The sequence below is a fragment of the Actinomycetota bacterium genome (assembly GCA_016700055.1).
Classification (GTDB): Bacteria; Actinomycetota; Acidimicrobiia; order Acidimicrobiales; family Ilumatobacteraceae; genus Kalu-18.
In genome coordinates, this window is sequence record CP064997.1 from 720514 (window position 1) to 736297 (window position 15784).

General features: G+C 72.6%; 18 protein-coding genes and 1 pseudogene. 7 read left to right on the top strand and 12 right to left on the bottom strand.

What is annotated here, in order from left to right; genetic code table 11:
- The first annotated feature begins 103 nt into the window (after nt 1–103).
- Genes IPM43_03480 through cofE form a run of 3 tightly spaced genes read left to right on the top strand, consistent with a single transcriptional unit; the run spans nt 104 to nt 2906 of the window.
- The gene (locus tag IPM43_03480) at nt 104–1222 is read left to right on the top strand and encodes a glycosyltransferase family 4 protein (GenBank protein ID QQS25454.1); all 1119 of its coding nucleotides are present in this window, start codon (nt 104–106) and stop codon (nt 1220–1222) included.
- Nucleotides 1219–2196 carry a 2-phospho-L-lactate transferase gene (locus IPM43_03485; protein ID QQS25455.1) on the top strand — a complete coding sequence of 326 codons (978 nt, stop codon included), beginning with the start codon at nt 1219–1221 and terminating at the stop codon, nt 2194–2196. The genes IPM43_03480 and IPM43_03485 overlap by 4 nt, the downstream gene beginning before the upstream one ends.
- Nucleotides 2193–2906, top strand: a complete 714-nt coding sequence (gene cofE / locus IPM43_03490; protein QQS25456.1) for a coenzyme F420-0:L-glutamate ligase — start codon at nt 2193–2195, stop codon at nt 2904–2906. Before IPM43_03485 ends, cofE begins: the two co-directional genes overlap by 4 nt.
- An 11-nt stretch (nt 2907–2917) precedes the next feature.
- Here cofE and IPM43_03495 read toward each other — a convergent pair whose 3' ends face one another.
- The 7 genes and pseudogenes from IPM43_03495 to IPM43_03525 form a co-directional block, all read right to left on the bottom strand.
- Entirely contained in the window at nt 2918–3832 is a 915-nt protein-coding gene (locus IPM43_03495) for an NAD-dependent epimerase/dehydratase family protein (protein QQS25457.1), read from the bottom strand.
- Complete coding sequence (locus IPM43_03500; GenBank protein QQS25458.1) at nt 3829–4794, bottom strand: NDP-sugar synthase; 966 nt, start codon at nt 4792–4794, stop codon at nt 3829–3831. Before IPM43_03500 ends, IPM43_03495 begins: the two co-directional genes overlap by 4 nt.
- Nucleotides 4794–5630: a hypothetical protein gene (locus tag IPM43_03505; GenBank protein QQS25459.1), complete on the bottom strand. Its 837-nt coding sequence runs from the start codon at nt 5628–5630 to the stop codon at nt 4794–4796. Before IPM43_03505 ends, IPM43_03500 begins: the two co-directional genes overlap by 1 nt.
- Before the next feature lie 40 nt (nt 5631–5670).
- Nucleotides 5671–6903: a glycosyltransferase family 4 protein gene (locus IPM43_03510; GenBank protein ID QQS26315.1), complete on the bottom strand. Its 1233-nt coding sequence runs from the start codon at nt 6901–6903 to the stop codon at nt 5671–5673.
- 20 nt (nt 6904–6923) lie between these two features.
- Nucleotides 6924–7475, bottom strand: a complete 552-nt coding sequence (locus IPM43_03515) for a glycosyltransferase (GenBank protein ID QQS25460.1) — start codon at nt 7473–7475, stop codon at nt 6924–6926.
- A 29-nt stretch (nt 7476–7504) separates the two neighbouring features.
- Nucleotides 7505–8056: pseudogene (locus IPM43_03520) on the bottom strand (glycosyltransferase).
- Nucleotides 8053–9162, bottom strand: coding sequence for a glycosyltransferase family 4 protein (locus IPM43_03525; GenBank protein ID QQS25461.1), 1110 nt, complete (start codon nt 9160–9162; stop codon nt 8053–8055). Before IPM43_03525 ends, IPM43_03520 begins: the two are co-directional and overlap by 4 nt.
- A 64-nt stretch (nt 9163–9226) precedes the next feature.
- Here IPM43_03525 and IPM43_03530 point away from each other — a divergent pair, with 64 nt between their 5' ends.
- On the top strand, nt 9227–10240 hold the full coding sequence (locus tag IPM43_03530; GenBank protein ID QQS25462.1) for a GDP-L-fucose synthase: 1014 nt from the start codon (nt 9227–9229) through the stop codon (nt 10238–10240).
- Nucleotides 10237–10797, top strand: a complete 561-nt coding sequence (locus tag IPM43_03535; protein QQS25463.1) for a DinB family protein — start codon at nt 10237–10239, stop codon at nt 10795–10797. The genes IPM43_03530 and IPM43_03535 overlap by 4 nt, the downstream gene beginning before the upstream one ends.
- On the opposite strand, the gene IPM43_03540 is transcribed toward IPM43_03535, so the two are convergent.
- Together IPM43_03540 and IPM43_03545 are read right to left on the bottom strand one after the other, a co-directional pair.
- Nucleotides 10794–11993 carry a hypothetical protein gene (locus IPM43_03540; protein QQS25464.1) on the bottom strand — a complete coding sequence of 400 codons (1200 nt, stop codon included), beginning with the start codon at nt 11991–11993 and terminating at the stop codon, nt 10794–10796. The genes IPM43_03535 and IPM43_03540 overlap by 4 nt on opposite strands.
- A gap of 4 nt (nt 11994–11997) precedes the next feature.
- Complete coding sequence (locus IPM43_03545; GenBank protein ID QQS25465.1) at nt 11998–12993, bottom strand: NAD(P)H-dependent glycerol-3-phosphate dehydrogenase; 996 nt, start codon at nt 12991–12993, stop codon at nt 11998–12000.
- 37 nt (nt 12994–13030) lie between these two features.
- Here IPM43_03545 and cofC point away from each other — a divergent pair, with 37 nt between their 5' ends.
- The gene (cofC, locus tag IPM43_03550; GenBank protein ID QQS25466.1) at nt 13031–13702 is read left to right on the top strand and encodes a 2-phospho-L-lactate guanylyltransferase; all 672 of its coding nucleotides are present in this window, start codon (nt 13031–13033) and stop codon (nt 13700–13702) included.
- Nucleotides 13699–14439 carry a PIG-L family deacetylase gene (locus IPM43_03555; protein QQS26316.1) on the top strand — a complete coding sequence of 247 codons (741 nt, stop codon included), beginning with the start codon at nt 13699–13701 and terminating at the stop codon, nt 14437–14439. Before cofC ends, IPM43_03555 begins: the two co-directional genes overlap by 4 nt.
- A 19-nt stretch (nt 14440–14458) precedes the next feature.
- Here IPM43_03555 and IPM43_03560 read toward each other — a convergent pair whose 3' ends face one another.
- The 3 genes from IPM43_03560 to IPM43_03570 form a co-directional block, all read right to left on the bottom strand.
- The gene (locus IPM43_03560) at nt 14459–14824 is read right to left on the bottom strand and encodes a histone H1-like repetitive region-containing protein (protein ID QQS25467.1); all 366 of its coding nucleotides are present in this window, start codon (nt 14822–14824) and stop codon (nt 14459–14461) included.
- A gap of 19 nt (nt 14825–14843) precedes the next feature.
- Entirely contained in the window at nt 14844–15128 is a 285-nt protein-coding gene (locus IPM43_03565) for an HU family DNA-binding protein (GenBank protein QQS25468.1), read from the bottom strand.
- A gap of 106 nt (nt 15129–15234) precedes the next feature.
- Entirely contained in the window at nt 15235–15672 is a 438-nt protein-coding gene (locus tag IPM43_03570; protein ID QQS25469.1) for an HIT family protein, read from the bottom strand.
- Between the last annotated feature and the right edge of the window lie 112 nt (nt 15673–15784).

Below are 15784 nucleotides of genomic sequence, written 5' to 3' on the forward strand. Positions count from 1 at the left end.
GCTCGTCGCACCCGTTCGGCAGGTGCCCGACGGGCGCCCGAAGTCTAGGGCTGGCGCCGGGAGCAGTCTGGTGCAGAGCGGCGTGGGTGCCAGAATCGGCGAAATGGTCACCGTGGCCGTCGACGTCGCCCCGCTGTACGGGCCGCGCACCGGGGTCGCGCTGGCCGTCGCCGGTCTCGTCGCCGCCCTCCGCGCGCTGGACGACCCGCCCGAGCTGGTGCCGTACCTGACGAGCTACCGGGCCCGACCGACGGACGGCACCCGCCGCCTCCCGTACCCGGCCGCGCTCACGCTGCGCACGTGGCCGCGCAGCTCGCTGCCCCCGGCCGACAGGTTCCTGCGGCCGGCGCAGGTGGTGCACGGGACGAACTACACCGTCCCCCCCGGCCGGCTGCCTCGCCTGGTGAGCGTCTACGACTGCTGGTTCCTGCGCCACGAGCACCTCGCCGTACCCGACGTGCGGCGCGCGGGCCGTGTGCTGCGCCGCTCGATCGACAAAGGTGCCGTCGTGCACTGCACCTCCGCGGCCACGGCCGGACATCTCACGGAGCTGTTCCCTGGTGCGCGCATCGAGACGATCCCCCTCGGCCCGCCGCCGGCGCTGCCCGACCCAGGCGACGGCTCACGTTCGGCCCCGGCCCCGATCCCCGAGCTCGTGGGTGCCAGCTTCGTCCTCGCCCTCGGCACCGTGGAACGCCGCAAGAACCTGCCCGCGCTGGTCGCCGCGTGGGGCGAGCTCGCTCCCCGTCACGCCGCGCTGTGGCTGGTGCTCGCGGGTTCACCCGGAGACGACTCGCCGGCGCTCGACCAGGCCCTCGACGCCATCGGAGGAGCGGCGAGCCGTCGCGTGCTGCGGCCAGGGCGGGTCGACGACGCCACGAAGGCGTGGCTGCTCACGAACGCCGCCGCGCTCGCCTACCCTTCGCTCGACGAGGGGTTCGGCTTCCCGCTGCTCGAGGCGATGGCGGCAGGCACACCGGTCGTCGCGACGAGCGTCGGGTCGATACCCGAGGTCGCCGGCGACGCGGCGATCCTCTGCGCGCCCGACGACGTGGCCGGGCTCGCCGACGCCTTGCACCGCGTGCTCACCGACGCCGACGAGCGCGAGCGGCTCCTGGCAGCCGGACGGCGCCGGCTGCAGGCGTTCGACTGGGAGACCACGGCGCTCGCGATGTCGGCGCTCTACCGCGACCTGGCCGGCGAGCGAGCGGTGGCTCGATGATCACCGTGCTCGCCGGTGGCGTCGGCGCAGCCCGCCTGCTGCGCGGGTTGGTCCGTGTCGTTCCCCCCGAGGCGCTGCTCGCCGTCGTCAACACCGGCGACGACACCGTGTTGCACGGTCTGAACATCTCGCCCGACCTGGACACGGTGACGTACACGCTCGCCGAGGCGATCGACCCCGCCCGCGGCTGGGGACTGGCCGGCGAGACGTGGCGGGCGATGGAAGCCCTGCAACGGTACGCGGCCGTGCGACCGCTCGGTTCGACGGCGGCCACCACGTGGTTCAACCTCGGCGATCACGACCTGGCCACCCACCTGTACCGCACGGCTCGACTCCGCGAGGGAGCGTCGCTGACCGACGTCAGCGCCGAGATCGCGAGGGCGTGGCAGCTCGGCCTACAGATCACCCCGATGTGCGACGAGCCGGTGTCGACGCTCGTCACCCTCGCCGGCGACGAAGACGGGCGCGAGGTGAGCTTCCAGGAGTACTTCGTGGAGCGCCGCCACGACGTGGCCGTGCGCTCGGTGCGCTTCGCCGGCGCCGCCGAGGCGCGCCCGGGCTTCCTCGTAGCGTTGGCCGACGCCGCGGCCGTGGTCATCGCGCCGTCGAACCCGATCGTGTCCGTCGGGCCGATCCGGGCGCTGCCCGGCGTCGACGCCGCCCTCGCCGCACGGCGCGAGCAGGTGGTGGCCGTCTCGCCGATCGTCGCCGGAGAGGCGCTGAAGGGCCCCGCCGCGCGGATGCTCGCCGAGCTCGGCCACGAGGCATCGGTGGTGGGCGTGGCCAGGCTGTACGCCGAGGTGTGCGGCACTCTCGTCATCGACTCCCTCGACGCTGCGCTGGCGCCGGCGGTCGAGGCCGAGGGGCTGCGCTGCGTCGTCACCGACACCGTGATGAGCACCCCCGAGGTCGCCGCCGCGCTCGGCGCGACGGCCCTCGCGGCGGTCGGCTACGGCACGGGCAGGGCGTCTTGAGCCGGCTCAGCGCGTGGGGGGTCGAAGGGATCGGCGAGATCCGTCCCGGCGACCAGCTCGGCGAGATCGTCGCCGAGGCCTGCCGGGACGCTCCGAACGGCCCGCTCGCCGACGGTGACGTGCTCGTCGTCACCCAGAAGGTGGTCTCGAAGGCCGAGGGTCGCATGGTGGCGATCGACCCCGACGACCCGCTGGCGCACAAGCGGCTCGTGGAGGAAGAAGCGGTGCGCGTGGTGCGCCGCCGCGGTGACCTCGTCATCACCGAGACCAGGCACGGCTTCATCTGCGCGAACTCCGGCGTGGACCTGTCCAACGTCGAGCGGGGATGGGCCGCGCTGCTGCCCCTCGACAGCGACCGCTCGGCGCGGCGCATCGCCGAGATCGTGCGCGTCCGGCTGGGCGTCCAGGTGGCGGTGATCGTGTCCGACACGTTCGGCCGGCCGTGGAGGCAGGGCCTGACCGACGTGGCGATCGGGGTCGCCGGCATCGCGGGGGTGGTCGACCTGCGCGGCACGAGCGACGCGCTCGGGCGCACGATGAACGTCACCGAGGTGGCCGTGGCCGACGAGCTCGCCTCGACCGCCGAGCTGGTGATGGGCAAGGCCGCCGGCATCCCCGTGGCCGTGGTGAGGGGTGTCGACCCCGGGTGGCTGCGGCAAGCGAGCGTGCGGGAGCTGATCCGCCCGCCGGGAGAGGATCTGTTCCGCTGATCGCCGGTGGCTCAGCCGAGCGAGCGGAGCCCTTCGGCAAGGGGCGTCCATGGCGCCCAGCCGAGGTGGATCCGGGCCCGCGTAGGCGACACCGCGAAGCGGCTCACGTCACCGGCGCGGCGGGCGGCGAGCACGGGTGGCGACCCCGCCGAGCCGGCCATCAGCTCCCACAGGTCGCGGATCGCCGTCTGCTTGCCGGTGCCGACGTTGACCACCAGGCCACTCCCCCGCTGGCCGGCGCGCACCACCGCGTCGACGGCGTCGTCGACGAAGAGGAAGTCACGGGTCTGGCGGCCGTCACCGTGGAGCACCGGGGCCACGCCGTCGGCGAGCGCCTCGCGGAACGCGGCGACGACGCTGGAGCCCGGCCGCTGGCGGCTGCCGTAGACGCTCGCCAGTGCGAGGGCGGTGAACTCGACCGAGTCCTCCCGCCGGGCGAGCGCGAGCAGCTCGACGACGGCGTGGGCCAGCACCCCGGTGACGTTCACGGGGGCGGCGGCGTGACCCTCCTTCACGGGTAGGTCACGGGTCGGGACGTCCCCGTACAGGGCGACGGCCGGCAAGGTGACGACGACCTTGTCCACGCAATCGGCGCGAGCGGCCTCGAGCACCGACACCGCGACCGCGATGGAGCGGACGAGGCGGGCCGACGGGTGGTCGCCAGGGGCCAGCACGGCGAGCGCGAACACCACCTCTGGACGGCGCAACGCGACCAGCTCGGCGAGCTCTGGCCCCGACGCGTCGAGGTGGTGGATCTTCAGCATGCCGTCGTCCGCGCTGGCGCGGGCGTCGGCGAGGTTCGCGAGCGAACCCGAGGACAGGTCGTCGACGACGTCGACGACGTTTCCTTCGGCGAGCAGGCGGTCGACCAGGTGGGAGCCGAGGAACCCGGCGCCTCCGACGACGAGGCTGCGGGCGGCCGTCATGAACGCTCGGAGATCTGGCCGTCCGCGCCGACGACCGCATCGCTCAAGACTGCACCGGGCGCGACCGGGCCCATCACGATCGAGCCGCTGACCCGTGCGCCGGAGCCGACAAGGGCGCCGGGAAGCACCACGGAGTCGGTCACCACGGCGCGGTCGGCGACGGTCGCCCCCGCAGAGACGATGCTGTGGACGACGTCGGCTCCGGGCGCCACCACGGCGCCCTCGTGCACGCCTGCGCACCGGGCGACGCGCCGCACACCGTCGAGCATGTCGAGGTTCGCCTGCAGGTAGGGCCCGGGGCGGCCGATGTCGACCCAGTAGTCGGCCGTCGCCATCGCGTACAAGGTGCCGTCCGCGACCATCGCCGGGAAGGTCTCCCGCTCGATCGACACCCGGCGGCCGGGAGGGATGCGGTCGAGGACGCTCGGCTCCAGCACGTAGGTGCCCGCGTTCACCTGGTTGCTCGGCGCCGTGCCGGGCGGGGGCTTCTCGACGAAGCGCAGCACTCGCCCCTGCGGCGAGATGTCGACGACGCCGTATGCGGAGGGGTCGTCGACGGGAGTCAGATGCAGCGTCGCCTCGGCCCCGCAGGAGCGATGGAACGCGACGAGCGAGGCGATGTCCAAGTCGGTGAGCACATCGCCGTTCACGACGACGAACGTCTCGTCGATCCCCGCCCAGGTGGCCGCGAAGCGGATCGCGCCTGCCGTGTCGAGCGGCTCGGGCTCGACCGCGTAGGACAGCCGGACGCCGGCGCACGTCCCGTCGGGAAACGCCGCGAGGAACGGCTCGGGCTTGAACCCGAGCGCGAGCACGACCTCGGTGATGCCTGCCCCGGCCAGTTCATGGACGAGGTGCTCGACGATCGGGCGATGCCCGACCGGGAGCATCGGCTTCGGGATGCTGAGGGTGAGCGGGCGCAAGCGGGTGCCGAAACCACCCACTAGAACGACCGCACGCATCAGCCCCCCGTGGTGGCCGGTGCCTCCGTGGCCGCGGGCTCGGTGGCGGCCGGCTGGCTGGGAGCGACGGTGGTGCCGGCGCCGGCGGGCACGGTGGTGCCGGTCGGGGCCTCGGTGGTGCCGGTCTCCGGACCCGCGTCAGCCGCGCCGAGCTCGGGCAGCGACGAGGCGGTGGGCGGCATTCCGGGGTTCGTGCCCTCCGGCGCGAAGACGATCGCGATCGCCATGTTGTCGCGGTCGAAGCGGACGTCGCGGAAGCCCGTGATGTACGTCCGGTCGGACTCGGGATCGCTGTAGCTGTCCCAGAGGATCACGGAGAGCTCGGCATCGACCTCTTCGCCGTCGACCTCACACGTGGTGACGCCCTCTTCGAAGACCTGGCCGCCTTGGTCCTCGGGGAAGACGAGCTTGGTGTCGGAGAGCTCGACGCCGTACGTGTCGAGGAACACGCCGAGCTTGGCGTTGCGTCCGGTGGCCGCCGACGTGTACGGGTGCCAGTGGATGACGCCGTCGTCGTGGCTGTGCACGCCGCTCGTACGGAACTCCTCGTTGACGAAGTTGCCGGCCGAGTCCTGCTCTTCCTTGTTGCCCTGCAGGTCGGGCAGCCATTCACCACACGCGTAGAAGCCGTAGGAGACGTGCCAGTGGTCGTTGATCGTGGGAGCCACGTTGCGGTCGGGGATCGTCGCCCGGGAGTACACGACGAGACCGGTGCCGACGAGCGCGACGCCGAGCACCACTGCCGGAAAGACCGAGCCTCCCTGGAAGCGGACCTTGCGGCCCTTGTCCTTCTCGGCGAGCTTGGCGACCTTCTTCGCGGACGATGCTTTACCCACGAGGGTGGCAGGCTACTGCCTCCCCCCGTCGATCGTCCCGTCACCCCCGACGCGCGAGACCGGCGATGAGGCGCTCGTAGAGCTCGGCGACCGCAGCCGGGGACACGGCTCCCTCCACGTAGCGTCGGCCCCGCGCCCCGCGCTCGGCGGCGAGGTCGGGCTCCGCGAGCAGGCGTCGCAGACCTCCGACGAAGGCCTGCGGGTCGTCGGGGGGCACGGCCAAGCCGGCCCCGGAGGCGGTGAGGATGCGCGGTACTTCGGTGCCTTCGTCGATCGCGGCCAGCACGGGTCTGCCTGCCGCGAGGATCGAGTACGTCTTGGAGGGCACGCTGACCCGGCCGAGCCCGCGCCGCAGCGGCACCACGTGGACGTCTCCCGTGGCCAGCACCTCGGACAGCCTCGCGGCGGGCTGGAACCCGGCGAAGCGCACGTTCGGCAGCCCCGCGCACAGGGACTCGACGTCTGCCCGCGCGGCGCCGTCGCCGTTCACGACGAACGTGACGAGCGGCATCTCCCGGGCGGCGTACGCGACGAGCTCCAGCGACTGCGAGTAGCCGACGTTGCCGGCGTACATCACGACGGGCTCGTCGCCGATGCCGAGCTCGGCGCGGTACGCGGTGTGCCGGGAGAGCGGCCGCAGTGCGTCGGTGTCGACGAAGTTGGGGATCACGTGTACGTCGTCGCCACGATCTGGCACCTTCCCGACGACGTTGTCGCGCAGGTCGTCGGAGAGCACGGTCACCGCCGCACTCGCCCGGTAGGTGATGCGCTCCAACCACCGGGCCAACCGGATCAGCCGCTGGTTCGTGATCGCTCCGGTCTCGACGGCCGCGTCGGGGAACACGTCTTGCACGTTGAACACGAGCGGTCCGCGCCGAGCGACGTGCAGCATCCAGCCGGTGACGCCGAGCGTCAGCGGCGGCGACATCGCGATCACTGCGTCGACACGGCGGAACCAGCCCCCGGCGGCGAGGCCGGCGAACCCGGAGAGCACGGAGAACCCCGCGAACCCGAGCGCCCGGCGAGCGAGGTTCTTCTTGTCGGCACCGGGGAAGGGGTGCACCCTGACCACGGACCCGAACGGCGTTCGCTCGGTGCGGACGAGCCTGCCGCCCCAGCCCGGCTCGATCGCATGGGTCCGGTACCACGGCAGCGCGGTGACGACGTGCACCTCGTGGCCGCGGGCGGCGAGCTCGTCCACGATGCGGGTGATCACCGTGCCCGTGGGCGCGGTGTCGGGCGCGAAGTGCGGGCAGAGCACCAGCAGGCGCAGACGGATCGCCCCTCGACGCGTCATCGCAGAGCCAGGCGGTAGGCGGTGAGCAGTTGCCCGGCGGCGGCGCGTGACGAGAAGTCCGCTGCCCGCCGCATCCCCGCTTCGACCAGTTCGGCGCGCCGGCGCCGCACCTCGTCGAGCGCCGGCGCCCAAGCGTCGAGGTCGAGGGGAAGGCACAGTCCGGCACCGGCGACCACCTCGGGCAGGCAGGTGCGGTCGCTCGTGATCACCGGCGTGCCGAGCGCCATCGCCTCCAGCACGGGAGCGCCGAAGCCCTCGTACTCGCTCGGGAAGACGAGCGCGTCGGCGAGCAGCAGCAGACCGTCGCGGTCCGCTGCCGGCACCCGACCGGTGCGCACCACACGGCCTCGCAGGCCGAGGCGGTCGATGGCGGCAGCGACCTCACCCTCGGCGGCACCCTCGCCGCCGATGAGCACGACGCGCAGGTCGGGGTCGGTCCAGCGCTCGTGCAGCAGCCGCAGCAGGAAGGCATGACCCTTGTGCGGGTGGGTGATGGCCGCCAGCACGACCACCGGGGCCTCGCCGAGCGCGTACCGCTCGCGCAACACCTGCTCAGCGGTGGCGCCGCGGCCGAGGAGGGGGGGACCCCGTGGGGGACGACGACGATCCGCTCGGGATCGACGCCGAGGCCGTCGACGACCGTGTCGCGCACGAACGCGGTGGGAACCGTGATCGCGTCTGCGCGCCGGACCGAGCGAGGGACGGCGTGTCGCAGGTAGGCGAGCTTGGTGCGGCTGAAGTACTGCGGGTAGGTGAGGTACTGCAGGTCGTGCAACGTCAGCAGGGCTCGGGCCCCTGGCGGGCGCCGGGCGGGGACGGTGCCGCCGCCATGGTGGATCAGGTCGACGCCCCGGGTGCGCTGCACGAGCCACGTGTGCTCGGCCCACACCCGCGCCACCCTGGCGCGGCCGTCGATCGGCGCCTCGACGATCCCGCAGGCCTCCGCCAGCTCGGGGTGGGCGGCGCGCAGTCCCTGCGGGCCGTAGACGTCCACCCGGGAGAGGCCGGCATCGGCGCCGTGCTCGGCGAGGCCGAGCAGCAGGCGCACGAGGTAGTCCTCGCTGCCCCCTACCTGGCCCGGGACGCACCACAGCATGTTCACCGCCACCGTCGCCGACGACGGGGTCATCGCGCCACCGCTCGATAAGCGGCGAACGTCAGCTCCGCCGTGCGGGCCCAGGTCGCCTGCAGCGCCACCACCCGCCCGCGCCTGGTGAGATCCTCACGACGGTCCAGCGCCTCGCCGAGACCGGCGGCGATGTCGTCGACGTCGAGCGGGTCGACGAGCACCGCCGCGCCGTTCGCGACCTCTTCGGTGGAGGTGCCGCGGCTCGTGACCACCGGCGTGCCGTGGGCCATCGCCTCCAGCACCGGAAGCCCGTAGCCCTCCTTCACGCTCGGGTAGCAGAACGCGAGCGCACCGTCGTACAGCGCGGCCAGGTCGGCCTCGGGGACGAAGCCGAGGAAGCGCACGTCCACGCCGTGCAACGTGTTCTCGACCGGGCCGACGCCGGCGCGGCCCCATCCGGGGGCCCCGGCAACGACGAGCGGCAGCGGCTGGGGCAGCCGGGCGACCGCCTGCACGAGCCGCGCGAGGTTCTTGCGCGGCTCGACCGTGCCGACGAAGAGCAGGTACTCCGCCGGTAGGCCGTACTTCGCCTGCACCCCGGCCGCGGCGCCCTCCGGCGCGGGGACGACCGCCACCCCGAGCGGAACGTGGCGCAGCCGGTCGGGCGGGATGCCGGCGCTCACGCAGTCGGCGAGCGTCTCGAGCGACGACACCAGCACGAGCGCCGCCCGCTCGCGGATCACGCTCAGGCTGCGCTCGAAGACCCTCACCCCGTTCGCGGTGAAGTGCTCGGGATGCGCGCGCCAGGCGAGGTCGTGCACGCTGACGACGAGCGGCGCGGCGCACGCCGCGGGGATGAGCCCCGTCGCGTGCACCACGTCGACGGGCCCGGTGGCAGCCTCCACCTTCGGCCAACGGGCGCGCAGCCAGCTCTGGTAGAGCCAGGGCGCCGACAGCGGCAGCGCCCGCACGGGCACCGGGGGGGTGAACGCGGCCGGCGGGGGAAGGCGATGGCGTCCGGCCACGCCGATCAGCTCCAGGTCGCGGCGTCCGACCAGCTCCTCTGCCACGCGCAAAGCGGCGACCGCCGTCCCGCCGGGCACGCGGTGCCAGCACTGCTCGAGCGTGTACGCGACGCGCAGCGCGCTCGAGTCCGGTTGAGCCACGTCCCCATCATGGCCCGTCGCCGCGGGTCCCCACCCGCCACCTGCGGCCCTAGCATCGGCAGCCATGACCACTTCCCCTGCGGAGCGCAAGATCCTCGTCACGGGAGGGTCGGGGTTCCTCGGACGGGTCGTGGTGGCCAAGCTCGCCGAGCAGGGGGTCGAAGTGGTCTCCCCGCGCAGCTCCGCGTACGACCTGACCGAGCCCGGCGCAGCCGGCGACATGCTGGCCGACCACCGCCCGACCGAGGTCGTGCACCTCGCTGCCCGTGTCGGAGGCATCGGGTACAACCAGGCCGAGCCGGCGCCGCTGTACCTCGCGAACCTGTTGATGGGCACCTACGTGATCGAAGCCACGCGCCGTGCGGGCACGGCCCACACCGTTCTCGTCGGCACGGTCTGCTCCTACCCCAAGCACACCCCGGTGCCGTTCCACGAGGAGGCGTTGTGGGACGGCTACCCGGAAGAGACGAACGCGCCGTACGGCATCGCCAAGAAGGCCCTGCTGGTGCACGCCCAGGTCAACTCCGCCCAGTACGGCCAGTCGCTCAGCTACCTGATCCCGACCAACCTCTACGGTCCTGGCGACAAGTTCCACCCGGCGGTCTCGCACGTGATCCCCGCCCTCATCAAGAAGTGCGTCGACGCGGTCGAGGCCGGACGCCACGAGGTGCCGGTGTGGGGTACGGGCAGGGCCAGTCGTGAGTACCTCTACGTCGACGACGCGGCCGAGGCGATCACCCGCGCGGCGCTGGCCGGACTCGGCGGAGCGGGCGCAGGCGAGACGCGTGTGCCGCGCTCGGGCGTCGAACCCGTCAACCTCGGCACGAACCACGAGGTGACGATCCGCGAGACGGTCGAGACCGTCGCCCGCCTCACCGGGTTCACGGGCGAGCTGCGCTGGGACCCGGACAAGCCCGACGGCCAGCCGCGGCGTCGAGTGGACGCGAGCCGGGCCGCGGAGCTGCTCGGCTGGCGGGCGGAGACGCCGTTCGAGGACGGCCTGCGCGCCACCATCGACTGGTACCTCGCCAACCGCGAAGAGGCCGAGCGCCAGCCCGGGGCGGTGACCCTCCCGTGAGCGCCGTCGACTGGAACCACGAGCTCGTCGACCAGCTCGACTGGCACTGGCGTGAGCACTTGCGCCCGCGCCTCGACCGGCTCACCGACGAGGAGTACCTGTGGGAGCCCGTGCCCGGCTGCTGGAGCCTGCGCCCGCGCGCCGACGCCACGACGTCGATGGCTGCCGGCGGCGGTGACGTCGTCGCGGACTTCGAACACCCCGAGCCCCACCCGGCGCCGGTGACGACGATCGCCTGGCGCATGGGCCACGTCGCCGTCGGAGTGCTCGGGATGCGGGCCACCAGCCACTTCGGCGGCGAGGCGATCGACTACGCGACCGTTGACTGGCCCCTCTCCGCGGCCGGCGGGCTGGCCCTGCTCGATCTGCACTACGGGCGATGGTCGGCGGGGATCTCCGCGCTCGACGCCGACGACCTGGCCCGCCCGTGCGGTCCCGCCGAGGGTCCCTTCGCCGACTACCCGATGGCCGCACTCGTGCTGCACATCAGCCGCGAGGTGATCCACCACGGTGCCGAGATCGCGCTGCTGCGCGACCTCTACGCCCACCGCTCTTAGGCGGCCCCGGCGGGCGGGGCCCACAAGGCTTCACCGCGCGCGTCCCCGCTGTGCCACGACGAGTCCGCGCCGCTGCGCAGCACCAGCCCCGGCCCGCCGCGCACCTCCCACAGCACGGCCGGCCGAGCCCCGTGCCAGCGGACCGCGAACGACACGTCGTGGCCCGGTCCGGCCGGCAGGTGGTAGGCCTCGAAGTTGGCTCCCCACCAGTGCGGCGGGATCCCTCCGGGCAGCAGCGAGCACGCTCCCGCCGAGCCCGGTCGAACGAGGCCGTCCTCCAGCCAGGCGACGCGCCGGATGCCCTCCGGTGGCGCCTCGACCGAGGGAGTGCGTTCGCCGAGCCTCCCGCGCGCGGCGACGACGTCTTCCACCGCGCGCTGCTCCCCCGCCGTTTGGCAGACGGCGGCGGCGGCGAGCAGAGCGCGATCGACGTCCCAGGCGAGATCGGGCTGGCGCCTCGCCGAGCGCAGCAGCGACTCTCCCGCGGCGACCACGTCGGGCAACCAGGGCTCGGCCCGCTCGCCCGCGCGGACGAGCTCGTGAACGCCTAGCAGGAAGCCGGCCGCGTCGGCTTGCTCCGGTGGGCCGCAGAGCAGCACCTCGCAGCGCTGCGCGATGGCTGCCGCGACGGCTGCCTCGTCGGGCAAGACGATGCGCGCCGCGCGTTCGACGATCGCCTGCCACCCCCGCACCACGACCAGATGGCCCGGCAGGTCGGCCGGGAGCAGCCGCGGGCCTCCCCCGGAGTGCGCAAGTGCCGCGCGCACCGAGGCGCGGTGTCCGACGGGTAGCACGATCGAACCCGCCGGGAGGTCGATGCCCTCGATCGGCACGTTCGCCGGCGGACGCGTGGTGAGCAGATCGGGGCGGGTCAGCGCCACCGCAACCGCGCGCGGGGAGTCGTTCTGGATCTCGACCACGGTCAGCCCCGCGTGGTCGGCCACGCACCACACGCGCTGGACGACGTCTCCTCCGGGCACCCGGACGCGGGTCTCCACCACCGGTGTCCCCTCGACCAGAATCTGGCGAACGGTGGCCTCCTCTTGCGGCTGGTGCCAGCGGTCCTCGGCCGCGACGAACCAGCGCAGCGGCTCACCGCCGTCCCAGGGCACCACGTCGCCCCACGGAGTGACGCTCGCCCGCCAGGTGTGGCCGAGCACGCCGATCGTCGTGCCCGCGGGGGAAGCGGTGGTCACGGCCTCACGTCATCTCCGACTTGCGCGACCGCTGCATCAGGCTGGCCAGCGCCTCGCCGACCGGGCTGTGGTGGTGGCACACGGCGACGACCTGCTCGGTGATCGGCATCTCGACCGCGTAGCGCCGGGCGAGGTCGAGCACGCTCGGCGAGCTCTTCACCCCTTCTGCCACCATGTTCGTCGCGGCGAGGATCTCTTCGATCGAGGCGCCGCGACCGAGCTGGAGGCCCACCTGGTTGTTGCGGCTCTGCTTCGACGAGCACGTCGCGATCAGGTCACCCATGCCCGCCAGGCCGGCGAACGTGAGCGGCTGACCGCCCATCGCCGTGCCGAGGCGCGCCATCTCGGCCAGACCGCGTGTGATCAGCGTCGCCCGGGTGTTCTCGCCGAAGCCCATGCCCTCGGCCATGCCGGCCGCGATGGCGATGACGTTCTTCACGACGCCGCTGATCTCGCAGCCGACGAGGTCGGGGTTGGTGTAGACGCGCAGGCTCGGCCGGCTGAAGATCCGCTGCAGCTCGGCGGCGATCGTCGCGTCCTTGACCGCGACCACGCTGGCCGCCGGCTGGCCGGAGAGGATCTCCTTCGCCAGGTTGGGGCCGGTGAGCACCGCCGCCGGGTGCCCCGGCATCTCGTCGCCGACGACCTCGCTCATCCGCTTCAGCGTGGACCGCTCCAGCCCCTTCGTCAGGCTCACCACGGGCACCCACGGGCGCAGGTGCGGTGCTGCCGCGGACACGACGTCACGGAAGCCGTGCGAAGGTACGGCGACGACGAGGACGTCGGCCTCGTGGACGGCCTCGGCGAGGTCAGCCGTCGCGTGCAGCTCGTCGGGGAGCACGAAGGACGGCAGGTAGTCGCCGTTGACGTGACCGCTGTTGATCTGCTCGGCCAGCTCGGGTCGCCGAGCCCAGAGCACCGTCGGCGTGTTCACCGCGGCTAGCGCGGCGACCGTGGTCCCCCAGGAACCGGCGCCGACGACGGCTACTCGGATCGACATCGATCCCAAGCGTAGGCGGCGACGTAGGCTCACTGACGTGACGACGCCAGCGCCAGCCGCGCTCGTCGTGCCGGTGAAGGCGTTCCATGCGGCGAAGGGGAGGCTGGCCGCGATGCTCGACCCCGCCGAGCGCGCGCTGCTCTCGCGGCGCACCGCCACCGCGGTGCTCGGCGCGGCCGGTGAGGCCGTTCCCTACGTGGTGTGCGACGACGAAGAGGTCGCCGAATGGGCCAAGGCGGAGGGGGCGTCCGTGCTGTGGAGGCCCGGCCTCGGGCTGAACGCGGCCGTCGCCAATGCCGTCGCCACGGCGATCGCCCTCGGGCACGACGGTGCGATCGTCGCCCACGCCGACCTTCCGCTCGCGCACGATCTGGACACCCTGCGACAGGCGGACGAGATCGTGCTCGTGCCCGATCGCGTGCTCGACGGCACGAACGTCATCGCCCTGCCCCGCGCGCTGGCCGCCGGCTTCGCGTTCGACTACGGCCCGCGCTCGTTCGAGCGCCACCTGGTCGCGGCACACGCGATCTCCGCTGCCGTGCGGGTGGTTCGCGACGAGCGATTGGCCCTCGACGTAGACACTCCCGACGACCTCACGCAGCCGGCGCTGGCATCGCTGCTCGACGCCGTGCGCCGCGAGGGCCGCTCCGGCCGTGAAGGAGGTTCCGAGTGGACGCCACGAACGACCCCGGCCAGCCACCGCCCGTGAGCGGATCGGGCGCCGACTGGTCGCAGAACCGGTCGACCCCCGGGAGCGCCCTAGCGATCGGAGCGCACCCCGACGACGTCGAGTTCGGCTGTGGCGGCACCCTCGCCAAGTGGGCGATGCAGGGCTGCGTGATCCATCACCTGATCTGCACCGACGGCTCGAAGGGCACCTGGGACGCAAGTGCAGACGTCGCCGCGCTCGTTGCCCAGCGCCGCGACGAACAGCGTGAGGCAGCCCGCCGTCTCGGCGGCCGGGGCGAGGTCGTGTTCCTCGAACAGGTCGACGGCGAGCTCGACAGCCACGGCCCGTGGCTGCGCAGCGAGGTGGCCAGGTGGATCCGGGTGCTGCGCCCCGACGTCGTACTCGGCCACGATCCCTGGAAGCGGTACCGGCTGCATCCCGACCATCGCCATGCGGGTTTCCTCACCTGCGACGCCGTCGTGGCCGCGCGGGATCCGCACTTCTTTCGCGACCACGGCCTCGACGCCCATCGTCCGGACGCGCTCTTGCTGTGGGAGGCAGACGCCCCCGACCACGTAGAAGACGTGACCGCGACCCTCGCTGCCAAGCTCCACGCGCTACACGCGCACGAGAGCCAGTTCGAATCGACGATGAAGGCCGAGGACTACGCGCAGCTGAGCGCGTTCGACCGCCGGGTGAGCGAGCGACTCGGCGCCCTCGGCTCGCCGTTCGGATTCGCGGCGGCCGAGGTGTTCAAGCGCATCACCGACGTGTGAGCGCTCGCCGGGAGACTGCTCAGGCCCGCTTCGCCGGAGCCTTGCGGGCCGGAGCCTTGCGGGCCGGAGCCTTGCGAGCCGGAGCCTTGCGGGCCGGAGCCTTCTTGGCCGGAGCCTTCTTAGCGGGGGCCTTCTTGGCCGGGGCCTTCTTCGCCGGGGCCTTCTTAGCCGGAGCCTTCTTAGCGGGGGCCTTCTTCGCCGGGGCCTTCTTAGCGGGGGCCTTCTTGGCCGGGGCCTTCTTCGCCGGGGCCTTGCGGGCCGGAGCCTTCTTGGCCGGAGCCTTCTTAGCGGGGGCCTTCTTGGCCGGGGCCTTCTTCGCCGGGGCCTTGCGGGCCGGGGCCTTCTTGGCCGGGGCCTTGCGGGCGGGAGCCTTCTTCGCTGCCACGTTCGTGTCCTTCCCTAGATCACTTCTTGTTGGGGTTGAGCGCAGCCTTGAGCGTCACGCTCGAGGTGAACTTCATCGCTGTGGAGGCGGCCACCTTGACCTCGGCGCCCGTCTGGGGGTTGCGGCCCGTACGAGCCTTGCGCTTCGTCGTGCTGAACGAGCCGAAGCCCGGCCACGCGACCTTGTCGCCCTTCTTCGTCGACGCGACCACTTGCTCGAAGAACGCGCCGAGCGTCGCTTCGGCTTGTGCCTTGCTCACTCCAGCCTTCTTCGCGACTGCGTCGATCAGCTCTGCCTTCGTCATCTTGTTGTGTTTCCTCCATCGATTGCGTCAACGCAAATGCGGACGCAATCACACTTGGTAACCCAGACGTTTACAAGGACCAGTATCGTTGCAAATGCAACGAACGTCATTCCGTGACGTCGAGTGAGCGCGCGATCCGCGCGGCGATCGAGGCCATCTCCGCCTCGTCCGCGTACTTCAGTCGCGGCCAGAAGAAGCCGCGCAGCCCGTCGCCTTTGCGGCGCGGCACGACGTGTACGTGAAGGTGAGCGACGCTCTGGCTGACCACGTTGTTGTTGGCGACGAACGTCCCCTCCGCGCCGAGAGCCTCGGGGAGGGCACGCGCGACACGCTGGACGACGGCGAAGAACGGGCCGACCTCCTCGGCGCGCAGGTCGGCGAGCGTCACCATGTGGCGTTCCGGGACGACCAGCAAGTGGCCATGGAAGAGCGGCCGGCGGTCGAGGAACGCCATCGCGCCGGGCGACCGGAGCACGACGTGTGCCGGCGCTTCGCCTGCCACGACGGCACAGAAGATGCACGCGCTGACGTCCGGATCGGTCATCGGTGGGCAGTCTCGTCCCTGGTCCTCGTGAGGGTCCACCACCAGCGACCGCGGGTGCGCCACACTGCCCGACGTTGTGGCTTCGACCCACCTCCACGCACCCCAGCCCGAG

What these genes read in the sequence shown, in the direction of transcription:
- IPM43_03480 (QQS25454.1), top strand. Translation starts at nt 104, where the DNA reads ATGGTCACCGTGGCCGTCGACGTCGCCCCGCTGTACGGGCCGCGCACC.
- IPM43_03485 (QQS25455.1), top strand. Translation starts at nt 1,219, where the DNA reads ATGATCACCGTGCTCGCCGGTGGCGTCGGCGCAGCCCGCCTGCTGCGC.
- IPM43_03495 (QQS25457.1), bottom strand. Translation starts at nt 3,832, where the DNA reads ATGACGGCCGCCCGCAGCCTCGTCGTCGGAGGCGCCGGGTTCCTCGGC.
- IPM43_03500 (QQS25458.1), bottom strand. Translation starts at nt 4,794, where the DNA reads ATGCGTGCGGTCGTTCTAGTGGGTGGTTTCGGCACCCGCTTGCGCCCG.
- IPM43_03530 (QQS25462.1), top strand. Translation starts at nt 9,227, where the DNA reads ATGACCACTTCCCCTGCGGAGCGCAAGATCCTCGTCACGGGAGGGTCG.
- IPM43_03545 (QQS25465.1), bottom strand. Translation starts at nt 12,993, where the DNA reads ATGTCGATCCGAGTAGCCGTCGTCGGCGCCGGTTCCTGGGGGACCACG.
- IPM43_03565 (QQS25468.1), bottom strand. Translation starts at nt 15,128, where the DNA reads ATGACGAAGGCAGAGCTGATCGACGCAGTCGCGAAGAAGGCTGGAGTG.
- IPM43_03570 (QQS25469.1), bottom strand. Translation starts at nt 15,672, where the DNA reads ATGACCGATCCGGACGTCAGCGCGTGCATCTTCTGTGCCGTCGTGGCA.